Raw genomic sequence first — 13345 nt, 5'->3', positions numbered from 1 at the left:
AAATAAAATACTTAAAATGAAGCAAAGAGATATACTATGCTATACCATATTTTGAAAACAAAATAAATATAGCCAACATACATATAAATAGTACAGCATAGGTAGCATAGCGATTTTTCCACGGGGCGGTAGGTACCTGCTGCATGTTTATTTCAGAGTAGTTAAAAACAGGAAATAAACGCGATGTAACCAGCATAAATACGGTGGTAAGCACAAACAGTATAGCCAGCATATGCAGGTAATGGATGTCTGCATCTATTATATAATTAATAGTAATGTAGCAAGCTATAAAAAATATAATACCCATTTTGGCCGATTGTGGCGGTACCCTCTTGCTTAAAAAGCCTATAAGCACTATGGTAAATACCGGCACACAAAACATACCCGACAGCTGCTGCAGGTAAGTATAAAACCCTGACTGCGCAAATAAAATAAACGGCGCCGCAAGCATGGCAGTTAGCGATATGGCTATTTCAAACAGACGGCTGGCGCGGAGTAGTTTTTGTTCGGTAACGGGCTGGCTCTTTTTTTCCAGCCAGGGTTTGTACAGGTTTAACGTAAAGAGTGTGCTGCTGCTGTTCAGCCCGGCATTAAATGTGGTTATAGCCGCACCCAAAACTACAGCCGCCGTAAGCCCTATAAATACATAAGGCAATGTATTTTTTACCACCAGCGGAAATACTGTAGCAGTATTATCTAAATGTGAAAACATGTGCACGCCTATAAGCCCGGGTATGTTTATAATAAAAGGCCCTGCAAGCTTACCTATACAGGCAAGCGCCATACCCTTTTGGCTGTCTTTAAGGCTTCTTGCAGACAGTGCCTGCTGTACAATAAACTGCTCCATACCCCAATAGTACAGGTTAATAATAAACATACCTGTAAATATGGTAAAGAACGGCACCTCATCTTTAGGGCCGCCTATAGCATTAAGATGCTCCTTATGGTTGTTTAATATCATGTTGAGGCCTTCACTCCAACTGCCGTGACCCAGGTATTTGAATCCAAAATAAGGGAAGGCTACCCCCACCACTATAAGCCCAAGGCTCAGCACAGTATCAGATATGGTTATGGCACGCAATCCACCAAGTAGCGAATACATAGCTCCTATGATGCCTATTATCCACACCATTATCCATATATTTTGCCAATAAGTAAGATGTAGAGGTTCAAGAAAATTAAACATACCTGTAAAAGCTACAGCCCCTCCGTATAACACTGACGGTAAAAGATTTACAAGATAACTACACAAAAAAACCAAAGAAACCAGCCTTTTTGTGGAAGCATCATAGCGCTTACCCAAAAAATCAGGTATGGTCATGGAACCGGTACGCAGGTAAATGGGTAAAAAATATTCGGCTACTATGAGCATAGCCAGCACAGAGCTTACACCCCAGGCTATGACACTCATATTATTAATGTAGATGGATTCGTTTTCACCAATAAACTGGTTAGCGCTTATATTGCTCAGCAGTAATGCACCTCCTACAATAACCCAATTGTTTTTACGGTCGGCAAAAAACAAACCCGAAGTGGTTTGTGCTATCCTCCTTCGGGTTTTTAAATATGATATTACGGCAATAAGGCCGGTAAAAAATAAAAAACTTGCTATGGCTGTCAGTTCCATTACAGCGAATTGCGTTCTATTAGTACGGTAGGTATTACTTCATGTATCGCCTCCCTGTTTAATACAAAATCAGCAGCCTTACGCCCCATTACAGAGAAATCGGTAGAAAACGTGGTAACACCGTCAAAGATAATTTCCTTAACAATATCATCATTATGCGAAATAAAACCTATGTCCTCCCCTATCTTCAGGCCTTTCAGCTTACTGTCTTTCAGCATTTCCCAAAGCTCAAGGTTGTGGATGGTAAAATACACTTTGCCTTTTTCCAGCGAACCCGATTCGTATTCCTGCTTTATAACACCATTAATATTATAATCCTTCATGAATTTTGCAAACGAATCCAGTATCTCAGACGGTTCTGCTGACGATGGCTTAAAGAAAAATATAAGCTCGTCATACTTTTTGATTTTATCTTTCAGCTTTTCAAATGCCCTGTACGATGAATCGCCAAACTCCTGTACCACATAGTTGTAGTCTTCATCGGTTTCCACATAGCGGTCTACCAGCAGCACTCGGCTTGTAGGCAGTTGCTTCAGCACATCGGGAGTTTTTTTATTAGGTATCGGTGCCACTACATACATGCCGTATTTCCCCTTAATATTCTGCACCACATTTTCAAACGTGTCAAAATTATTATGGTGGAAAAATATATCAAGCTGTACGTTACTGCCCAGCCCCTTCCTGAAGTTTTCGTAAAACGTCTCCTGGAAAATATCAAAGGCAAAGATAAGCAGTGCCACCTTCAGCTCCTGCTGTACATCGTTTGTGGCTACAAAATACCCTAAGCGGTTTTTACTTTCTATAATACCCCTGTGTACAAGGTCTTTATAGGCTTTTGCTATGGTTTCGCGTGCAAAACCGAGTTCGTTTATAATAGTATTTACAGAAGGCAACAGGTCGCCCTTTACTACCACCTTTTCGTCTATAGCGTTTATAATACCCTGCACCAGCTGCTCGTGCTTAGACAGGGAATTTACAGACTCCAGGCTTTTGATCTGCTTAATGATCTCCTTCATATATATTGTTACTTACTAAAGTAGGTTAGGTGGATTATTTTCAAACAAATTACAAATATATTACTAATAATGTAAACTACACACGTGTTAGTTTTAAAACCACACTGGTATGGTATGTATTTACATTAGGGTTAATACCTACCTTCATTAAAAAGTCGCCACTGTAAGTCGCTGCATTTATAACAGGTGTAGTACCGGGATACACATTAATCTCCTCAACTTTATAATTTGCTTTTGCATCAAGCCCCTTTAGTTTTACAGGCGTGTGTGTGCCGGCCTCGTACCTGTTTTTTACCAGGTAGGTAAATACTACCGCCTCATCCTTGCTTTTATTTACATAAGAAACTGATGCGGCATCTGCATCATAAGGGCTTAGCAAACGATACTGGTCACCCTGCCATATGGTACTGCGCAGTGCATTGTAGTTTTGTATGGCCTGTTGGCAGTATTGTAAATCACCATCACTAAGATGCTTTACTACAATATCAAACCCAAGCCTGCCCATCATGGCCACATCGGTACGGAATTTTATCGGCTGCTTGCCCCAGTCTGTAACGTGGGCTGCAGTGGCCAATGCAGGGTAAAAATATGAGTACTCCCACTGCATATAAATACGTTCCATAGGGTCAGTGTTATCACTCGGCCAAAACTCTGTGAAATACTCCAGCGTACCGTAATCTACACGGCCACCACCACCTGAGCAAAGCATCATAGGCACTTTAGGGTATTTCGCCCTTATGCGTTGTAGTACAGAGTACAAACCTTTTACATAGTCGGTATAAAAATTACCCTGGTTTTCTTTCAGGTATTTAGAATTGGCATTGTACACCACAGCGTTACAATCCCATTTTATATAAGCCAGTTCCGGGTTTTTGGTAAAAAGGTTGTCTACCATCCCAAAAACAAAATCCTGCACTTTCGGGTTGGTTAAGTCCAGTACCAGCTGGTTCCTGAAGTAATATTCCGGCCTGCCGTCTTGTTTCACTACCCATTCAGGATGATGCTTGTACAGGTCGCTTTTCGGGTTCACCATCTCCGGCTCTATCCATATCCCGAATTTCACCTTATTATCTTTAGCCGACTGTACAAGTGTACCAATGCCGTTCGGTAGTTTCTTTTTATTTTCCTGCCAGTCGCCTAGGCCGGCAGTATCGCCGTTACGCGGATGGGTATTGCCAAACCAGCCGTCATCAAGCAAAAACAGGTCTACACCCAGCTTTTTACTGTCGGCTATCAGCTCTTTAAGCTTGGTTTCATCAAAGTCGAAATACGTAGCTTCCCAGTTGTTCAGCAGTGTCATACGGTCGCCATTGCCATCCAGTATTTTATAATCGCGTGCCCAGTTGTGTATGTTTCGGCTTGCCTCTCCCTTGCCATGTGCAGAAAGCGTATACCAAAATTTAGGTGTGGTAAACGTTTCTCCTTTTTTAAGCACATAGTTTGCCGAAGCATTGTTAATGCCCGATATAATACGCAGGTTGTTAAGCGGGTCTACTTCAAACTCATTACGGAAGTTACCGGCCCATTCCAGCCCGCCCATTAGCACCTTGCCCTCATCTTCACCTGCCGGTTTTTCCAGCGACACCATAAACACTGGCGGCTGAAAAAGGTCGGCGCGGGTACCCAACTTAGAATCAAGCACTTTAATGCCATGGGTAAGATGGCTTTCTTCAGGGTTCATTTCCCTTGCCCAGTCGCCCTGGTATTGCCCCAGATAAAAATCGTTGTTCCCTTTAAGGTACAGGTTAGCCGAAGCATATTTGTTCAGGATTACACTCCCCTTTTCGTTATGCTTTATCGTAGCCCACTGTTCTATAACATCATTATCGTAAAAAGTTTTTATAAATAGATGTACTTCAAAGGCATACACCTGATCTTTCAGGATAATCTCGGTTTGCGAAACATTCTTTGCAGGCGAAGTGGTTTTATGCGAAACATAATGCAGGCTCAGCGAAATATTGCCATCAGCATGGGTTACGGCTATAGCAGGCTCAAACAGGTTTTTAGATCCCGCAGGCGTATAAGCCGAATTGTAAATACCGGTATACTCACTACCCTGGCGGTACTGTGACGATACTTTACCATAATCGCCCTCGGTAGCCAGTTTTTCACCAAAATACAAGGTACCCAGCTCTTTGTCTTTATTTACTTCAAGTACCAGGGCATTGCTTTTTGTGTTAACGGTAATAAGCTGCTGCGCCAGCAAAGGCATTCCTCCTCCGGAAAGTACAAACAGTAACGAAGCTACTGACTGCTTTATGTTTTTCATATTGTGTATATTGTTTATAACTGGTTATTTAAATAAGGTGATGTATACCATAAAACTGTTGCAAAAACAGGGAGTTTTATTATACTATTCTATTCTACAATAATACAACAAATTCTTTACAAAAAAAGTATTTGGTAAAAAAAAGTATTTTTTAGCAGCTTTTTAATTCTTTATACGCAATAATACTGGCAATAAATTATATAAACAGCAAACAAAAAACCCTGCACAATGTGCAGGGTTTTGGTAACAAGTAAAAACTATCTAACGCAAAATTTATCGTGTACCAAATTTACAGATGATGGTATGGTTATATATTTCGCCCGGACGTAGTGTGGTATCAGGGAAATGTGTATGGTTAGGGCTATCGGGATAAAACTGGCATTCAAGACAAAGCCCGTCAAATGGCTCGTACTTTTTACCATGAGCAGAAGCATGTTTCCCAGTAAGGAAATCACCGGTATACAGCTGCACACCCGGATAGCTTGTATACACCTGCATAAAACGGCCGGATGCTTCATGGTACAGTTCGCAAACTGCATCTGCACTGTCCTTATCGCATATATAATAAGAGTTGATACCACCTCCACGCATTACATCCTGAAGCAATTGTCCATCGAAGCACATAGTACCTACGGGCAATACTTTCCCTGTGGGCACATGGTCTGCGGCGGTTTCCAGCATAAAATCAGCATCTATATCCAGGTTATGCCTGTGTATGGTTTCTTTACAACCCGAGAGGTTAAAATACGCATGGTTGGTAAGGTTAACCGGTGTAGGCGCATCGGTAGTTACGGCATAATCCATAATCAGTTCGTTATCATCAGTCCAGGTATATTTTACAGCTACATCAAGGTTCCCCGGAAAACCTCCTTCCCCATCAGCAGACTGCAATGTGAACACTACACTACCGTCTTCTTCCGCATAGCCAAACACCTTTTTATTAAAACCCGCACTGCCACTGTGGTTATTATTTTCACCGTCGTTTTTATCAAGCTGATAGGTTATTTCGTCCACTGTAAAACCGGCATCTTTAATCCGATTGGCAAACGGCCCTACCGTAACCCCCATATAACAAGGGTCATCCACATATCCTTGTAGCGAAGGGTAACCCAGCACCACATTATCTTTATCCCCAAAACGGTCATTAACTACTATGGATTTTACTATTGCACCATAATTGGTTAATTCAACGTAATTTCCGTGAATATTTTCAAGCCTGAAAACTTTTATATCTTCAGAAAAAATTGCAATGTCATTATCAGTAAAAAAACTTTGAATTACTTTATTTTTAAGCATATTAAATTAAAAACCGTTTATTTGTGAATGATAAAATGTGTGGATGTTTAAAAAACAATTAAATCGTTGTAGTTTATTTCAAAAGTAATTTTGAATTTTGTACCGCGAATGGACATTAATTGCCAAAATATGGATTAAATTACGTTGGCATACCACTAATACTATGGAATCAGTAAAAGAAGGCTTCCTGGGGCAGCGCATGATAGTGTTGCCGAAAAACATTGTTTCGGGCATAAAAAAGAACGAGCTTATCAGTAAATTATATTTTACCGATGTTGGCTTTTTTCCTAATGCCATACACCACCACATACGCCGCAAAAACGGCAGCAAGCAGCACATCCTTATATATTGTTATAAAGGCGAAGGCGTAATTATTTGCGACAATAAACCCATAACGCTTAAAGCTAACACCTTTTTTATTATACCGCCGGGTGTGGCACATGAATACTATGCCCACGAAAACACCCCGTGGAGCATTTATTGGATACATTTTACAGGCGAACAGGCCGTGCAGTTTTACCAAAAGTTCGAAATGCTTTCCGGCGGGCGATCAGTCTCAGTTTCATTAGAGGAGCGCCGCATAGTACATTTTAACCGTATTATTGATTTCCTGGAAAGCGGCTACAGTGAGGCCAACATAGAAATTGTAAACATAAGCCTGTGGCAGCTGCTGGGTTCGTTTTTATACGAGCAGTATTATGAAGATAAAGACAAAAATTTATCAGAGAATAATACAGTTGAAGGCGCTATAGAATACATGAAGAAAAACCTTGATGCCCCCCTTAAAATAGATGAAATAGCCCAGAAGTTCAGTTACTCTTCATCTCACTTTTTTACCCTGTTTAAAAAGCAGACAGGGTACTCACCCATACACTACTTTAACCACCTTAAAATACAGAAAGCCTGCCAATACCTTAGCTTTACCAATATGAGTGTAAAAGAGATAAGCTTTATACTGGGCTTTAACGACCCGCTGTATTTTTCGCGCCTTTTCCGCAAGATAATGAACACCCCGCCGCTGCGCTACCGCAAAGAGTACCGCCATTAGCGCAATTGTTTTCGTTGTTTTACAACAGGCAGGTTATAATTAATAGAATAGTCCATTTATTCAAATAAAATATCCATAGCTATAAGGTTGTAGCCCACTAATTTTACAATCGCTATAATAACCTTATATGAAACAATTTAATTATACATTTTTACTCTCTATCAGCCTTGTGGCTGCACTTGGCGGACTGCTGTTCGGTTACGACTGGGTTGTAATTGGTGGCGCCAAGCCTTTCTACGAAGTTTATTTCGGAATTACAAATTCGCCTGCCTTACAGGGCTGGGCCATGAGCAGCGCACTTGTAGGCTGTGTGGCCGGTGCTGCCGTAGCAGGTAAACTTGCCGACACCTACGGGCGCAAACCGCTCCTTATAATAGCCGCCGTGCTTTTCAGCCTGTGTGCACTGGGTACCGGCCTCGCCGAAAGCTTTAATGCCTTTATAGCCTGGCGTATTATAGGCGGTGTGGGTATAGGTATAGCCAGTACTATTTCGCCTTTGTATATTGCCGAAATAGCCCCAACCGAAACCCGCGGGCTGTTTGTTTCCATAAACCAGCTTACCGTAGTTATAGGTATACTCGGTGCACAAATAACCAACATGTACATTACCGAAAAAATACCGGATGGCTTTACCGATATAGATATTTTAACCTCATGGAACGGGCAAACCGGCTGGCGCTGGATGTTCTGGGCCGGGCTGTTCCCTGCGGTGCTGTTCTTCGTACTGATGCTTTTTATACCCGAAAGCCCGCGCTTTCTATCAGGTAAAGGCAAGTATGACAAAGCTGCTGCGACACTTAAAAAGATAGGTGGTGATGAGTACACCCAAAAAGAACTTTCGTCTATAAAAGAAACCGTAACCGGCGAAGGCCACACCGGCAGTCTTAAGGAATTGCTTGGCAAAAGATCAATATCAATACTTATTATCGGTATAGTGCTGGCAGTTTTCCAGCAGTGGTGCGGTATAAATATCATTTTTAACTACGCGCAGGAAATATTTGTTTCGGCAGGCTACAGTATTAACGACCTGTTTATGAACATAGTAATTACCGGCGGCATCAACCTGATATTTACCATTGTTGCCATGGGTACTGTAGACAAGCTTGGCCGTAAAAAGCTGATGCTTATAGGCAGTGGCGCCCTGGCTATTATATATGCCGTAATGGGATATTTCTATTACACCCATGTTACAGGCTTGCCTATGCTGATACTGGTACTGGTAGCTATAGCCATCTACGCCATGACACTTGCCCCTATTGTATGGGTTATACTTTCGGAGATATTCCCGAACCGTTTCCGTGGTGCAGCCATGTCCATAGCCACCTTTGCGCTATGGATAGCCTCTGCCCTGCTGGTACAAACCTTCCCGTACCTTAACGAAAACCTGGGCACATCGGGCACATTCTGGATTTACGGCGTTATCTGCGCCCTCGGGTTCATATTCGTACTGAAAAAACTTCCTGAAACCAAAAACAAATCACTTGAGGAAATCGAAGAGATACTCCTTGAGGGAAAAGTTCCATCTGATAAAAATTAAAAAAAATCCCCGCAGTTATGAAAAAAGTAAACGTATGGAAGGAGACGGTGGTACTCCCTACCTATGAAGTGGGCAAACCCGAAAAAAATCCCGTTTTTATAGAGAAACGTGTATACCAGGGCAGCAGTGGTTCGGTGTATCCCTACCCCGTTATTGAAAAAATTGCCGACGAAAAAACCGATAAAGAATACCAGGCTGTTTTCCTTGAAAACGACTTTGTAAAAATAATGATACTACCCGAACTTGGCGGGCGTGTGCACATGGCATACGACAAAACCAAGCAACGCCACTTTGTGTACTACAACCAAGTGGTAAAACCCGCGCTTGTAGGCCTTACCGGCCCGTGGATAAGCGGCGGCATAGAATTTAACTGGCCGCAGCACCACCGCCCAAGCACCTTTGACCCCGTAGATTTTACCATAGAGGAATTTCCCGATGGCAGCGCCACCATATGGTGCAGCGAGGTAGAACGTATGTTCCGCACCAAGGGTATGGCAGGCTTTACCCTGCATCCTGACAAATCATATTTGGAAATAAAGGCAAAACTTTACAACCGTACACCGTTCCCGCAAACGTTCCTTTGGTGGGCTAACCCTGCCGTTAAGGTGAACGATGACTACCAATCGGTTTTCCCGCCCGATGTAAATGCGGTGTTTGACCACGGTAAGCGCGATGTGTCGTCGTTCCCTATTGCAAAAGGGACGTATTACAAAGTAGATTATTCTCCGGGTACCGATATTTCGCGATACAAAAACATACCGGTACCTACCTCATACATGGCTATTACTTCGAAGTATAACTTTGTGGGCGGCTATGAAAATGACTCAAAAGGCGGGCTACTACACGTGGCTAACCACCATGTTTCTCCCGGCAAAAAGCAGTGGACATGGGGCCACGGCGATTTCGGACAGGCATGGGACCGCAACCTTACCGACGAAGATGGGCCATACATAGAGCTTATGTGCGGTGTGTATACCGACAACCAGCCTGATTTCTCGTGGCTGATGCCGGGCGAGCAAAAGGATTTTGTTCAGTACTTTATGCCGTACCGCGACCTTGGTGTAGTGAAAAACGCTACCAAAAATGCCATGGTTAACCTTGAAAAAGAAAATGGGCAACTGATAGTTAAAACTTATACAACAGGTGTTTACCCTAATACTACCGTAACGGTTAAAGACGGTAAAGAAGTTTTGCTGAGCAAACAGTATGATGCATCTCCGGAAGTATCGTATGAAGCCAGTATAAGCTTTGCCAAAGATACGCTTGAAGGCTTGTCTATAGTTGTTACCGATGAAAAAGGTAATGTATTGGTCGACTGGAAATGGGAAGGTGAAAACACCAGCGAAATCCCTGAACCTGCCAAGCCCGCACTTGCCCCCGAAGATGTGGAAAACAACGAACAGCTGTTCCTTACTGCACAGCACCTGGAGCAGTACCGCCACGCTACCTACAGCCCGATACCTTATTATGAAGAGGCTCTAAGGCGCGATGCTGGCGATGTACGCAGCAACAATGCCCTCGGCCTTTGGCTGATGCGCCGTGCCAAATTCAGCGAGGCAGAGCAGTATTTCCGTGCGGCAGTAAAAACACTTACTCAGCGCAATCCCAACCCTTACGAGGGCGAGCCGTACTTTAATCTTGGCCTGAGCCTTAAATTCCAGCGTAAAAATGTTGAGGCATACGATGCTTTCTATAAATCGGCATGGAATGCCGCATGGCAAAACCAGGCGTATTATAACGTAGCACAAATAGACGCCATAAATAGTGATTACCAACTGGCCCTTACCCATGCTGAAAAATCGATATCTAAAAATACCAATGACCAAAAGGCACTGCACTTACAGGTAATACTGCTACGCAAGCTGGGCAATACAACCAAAGCATTACAGCTTATAGAGCAATATCTTGCTGACGACCGCTTTAACTTTGGCCTGCTGTATGAAAAACACCTGATAACCCATAGCGACGATACCCTGAAACAGCTTAATAAGCTGATGCGTGGCAACATACACACCTATATAGAATATGCACTAGATTATGCAGGTGCAGGATTCTACAATGAAGCCATTTCACTGTTAGGCGAAGGCCTTAATGTAGGCGAACAATACCCTATGGCATGGTATTACTTGGGCTATTTCTACGAGCTTAACGGTAATGCCGCACGCGCACTTGAATGTTATAAAGCTGCTGCAAACGCCAATCCGGAATATTGTTTCCCGAACCAGCCAGAAGCTGTTATAACGCTAAATGCTGCCATTAAGGCAAACCCAACAGACAGTAAGGCCTGGTACTACCTGGGCAACTTCTGGTATGCGACACGCCAATATGCTGAAGCCATAGAGAGTTGGGAAAATTCAGTTGCCATTGACAACACCTTCCCTACGGTACACCGCAACCTTTCGCTGGCATATTATAACAAGCTTGAAAATCCTGAGAAAGCGCTTGCAAGCCTTGAAAAAGCATTCAGCCTTGATACAGAAGATGCCCGTATACTTATGGAACTGGACCAGCTGTACAAGCGCCTTAACAAAGACCTTGTGTACCGCCTTGCATTCCTGGAGCAACACCTGGAACTGGTTATACAGCGCGATGACGTGTACCTGGAGCGTATAACCTTGTACAACCTGCTTGGTAAGCACGAGAAAGCCTTTACACTAATCCAGAACCGTATTTTCCACCCGTGGGAAGGCGGCGAAGGCAAAGTAACAGGCCAGTATATTATAAGCCTCACCGAAATGGCAAAACAAGCCATACAAACCGGAGACTACGATAAAGCCATAAGCTACCTGGAACAGGCGCAGGTATATCCGCACAACCTGGGTGAAGGCAAGCTGCACGGCGCGCAGGAAAACGACATCCATTACTGGCTTGGTGTGGCATACGACAAAAAAGGCGAAACAGAATTAGCGAAACAATGGTGGACACTTGCCGGCGAAGGCCTTAGCGAGCCGGCAGCTGCAATTTTCTATAACGACCAGCAGCCCGACAAGATTTTCTACCAGGGGCTTGCGCTTATAAAGCTTGGCGATACAAACGGGGTCGAAACCCGCTTCAGCAAGCTGGTGAGTTATGGTGAAAAGCATATCAATGATAATGTAACTATAGACTACTTCGCCGTATCGCTGCCCGACCTTATGATATGGGAAGATGACCTGAACAGGCGAAACCGCATACACTGCCTGTACATGCAGGGGCTTGGCTTATTTGGCCTTGCTAAAAAAGAAGAAGCCGAAAGCGCATTCAAGGCCGTCCTGGAACAGGAAAAAAGCCATTCGGGTGTAACCATTCACCTGAACATGCTGACGAAAGAAGAAGTAAATGTGTAAGTTTGCTTAGAGATAAGTTTATCTGATGTAAAAATCCGTTCCTGGCAGGGAACGGACTTTTTTTGTTCCATGTTGGATTTACATTTTTAAATAAATAAAAAAACCTCCGGTAATTACTTACCGGAGGCTAACGTATATAAAAGCAGAAATTAATTCTTACTTGATAAATTCAATCTTTTGTGCTTCTTCTATGTTGATGCTGTCAAAGAAACCCTGTTCGTTCATCCACTCATCACTGAATACTTTGCTCATGTAGCGTGAACCGTGGTCAGGAAAAATAAGCACTACATTGCTGTTTTCGTCAAACTCGCCGACTTCGTCATACTGTTTTGCAGCCTGAAGCGTAGCACCGCTGGTATAACCTACAAACAAGCCTTCGGTTTTGGCGATATGGCGGGCAGCATGGGCGCTGTCTTCGTCAGACACTTTCATAAACTGGTCTATCACTTCAAAATCTGTAGCGGTAGGGATAAGGTTCTTGCCAAGGCCTTCTATGCGGTACGGGTAAATTTCTTCGCTGTCAAACTCACGGGTTTCGTGATACTTTTTAAGCACTGAACCGTAAGCATCTACACCCAATATACGGATGTTTGGGTTTTGCTCCTTCAGGAAACGTGCAGTACCGCTTATGGTACCACCTGTTCCGCTGCAGGCTATAAGGTGGGTAATTTTTCCGTTAGTCTGTTCCCAGATTTCAGGGCCGGTGGTCCTGTAGTGGGCATCCATGTTAAGGTCGTTAAAATACTGGTTGATGTATACCGAACCTTTCATTTCTTCATGAAGCCTTTTAGCTACGCTGTAGTAAGAACGTGGGTCGTCTGCAGATACGTTTGCAGGGCAAACATATACTTTGGCACCCATAGCACGCAGCATGTCTATCTTGTCTTTAGACGACTTAGAGCTAACCGCCAGTACACAGTCATAACCTTTAATAATGCTTACCATGGCCACACTGAAACCGGTATTGCCGGAAGTAGTTTCAATGATGGTATCTCCCGGTTTCAGGATGCCCTTCTTTTCTGCTTCTTCTATAATATATAGCGCAATGCGGTCTTTGGTAGAATGTCCCGGGTTAAAAGCTTCAACTTTTGCGTAAAAATTTCCCTTTAATCCGTTGGTAACCTTATCGATCTTAACAAGCGGTGTATTGCCTATTAATTCCAATACGTTATTATAAGCTTTTATTTCTTCTTTCATAAAAAAAATAAGTTAGCAAGGCCTTTGTG

The 13345-nt window shown here is 43.1% G+C and carries 8 protein-coding genes; 3 read left to right on the top strand and 5 right to left on the bottom strand.

From position 1 onward, the window contains the following. Positions 1-34: 34 nt before the first annotated feature. The 4 genes from ACZIX4_RS08640 to ACZIX4_RS08625 form a co-directional block, all read right to left on the bottom strand. Complete coding sequence (locus ACZIX4_RS08640; protein ID WP_463335230.1) at positions 35-1627, bottom strand: solute:sodium symporter family transporter; 1593 nt, start codon at positions 1625-1627, stop codon at positions 35-37. After that, complete coding sequence (locus ACZIX4_RS08635) at positions 1627-2643, bottom strand: GntR family transcriptional regulator (RefSeq protein ID WP_463335229.1); 1017 nt, start codon at positions 2641-2643, stop codon at positions 1627-1629. The genes ACZIX4_RS08640 and ACZIX4_RS08635 overlap by 1 nt, the downstream gene beginning before the upstream one ends. A gap of 76 nt (positions 2644-2719) precedes the next feature. After that, on the bottom strand, positions 2720-4912 hold the full coding sequence (locus tag ACZIX4_RS08630) for an alpha-galactosidase (protein ID WP_463335228.1): 2193 nt from the start codon (positions 4910-4912) through the stop codon (positions 2720-2722). A 273-nt stretch (positions 4913-5185) separates the two neighbouring features. Further along, on the bottom strand, positions 5186-6208 hold the full coding sequence (locus ACZIX4_RS08625; RefSeq protein ID WP_463335227.1) for an aldose epimerase family protein: 1023 nt from the start codon (positions 6206-6208) through the stop codon (positions 5186-5188). Between the two features lie 163 nt (positions 6209-6371). On the opposite strand from ACZIX4_RS08625, the gene ACZIX4_RS08620 reads away from it, so the two are divergent. From ACZIX4_RS08620 to ACZIX4_RS08610, 3 genes are all read left to right on the top strand, one after another. Beyond that, positions 6372-7256 (top strand): AraC family transcriptional regulator, encoded by an 885-nt coding sequence (locus ACZIX4_RS08620; RefSeq protein ID WP_463335226.1) that lies wholly within the window; start codon positions 6372-6374, stop codon positions 7254-7256. A gap of 127 nt (positions 7257-7383) precedes the next feature. Continuing rightward, on the top strand, positions 7384-8793 hold the full coding sequence (locus ACZIX4_RS08615) for a sugar porter family MFS transporter (protein ID WP_463335225.1): 1410 nt from the start codon (positions 7384-7386) through the stop codon (positions 8791-8793). Between the two features lie 17 nt (positions 8794-8810). Beyond that, entirely contained in the window at positions 8811-12119 is a 3309-nt protein-coding gene (locus tag ACZIX4_RS08610) for a DUF5107 domain-containing protein (RefSeq protein ID WP_463335224.1), read from the top strand. 156 nt (positions 12120-12275) lie between these two features. Here ACZIX4_RS08610 and ACZIX4_RS08605 read toward each other — a convergent pair whose 3' ends face one another. Then, positions 12276-13316, bottom strand: a complete 1041-nt coding sequence (locus ACZIX4_RS08605; RefSeq protein ID WP_463335223.1) for a PLP-dependent cysteine synthase family protein — start codon at positions 13314-13316, stop codon at positions 12276-12278. Positions 13317-13345 lie beyond the last annotated feature (29 nt).

Source organism: Flavobacterium niveum (assembly GCF_055231775.1).
The sequence above is the reverse complement of the archived record's forward strand: the minus strand, read 5'-3'. Positions and strand labels throughout refer to the sequence as shown.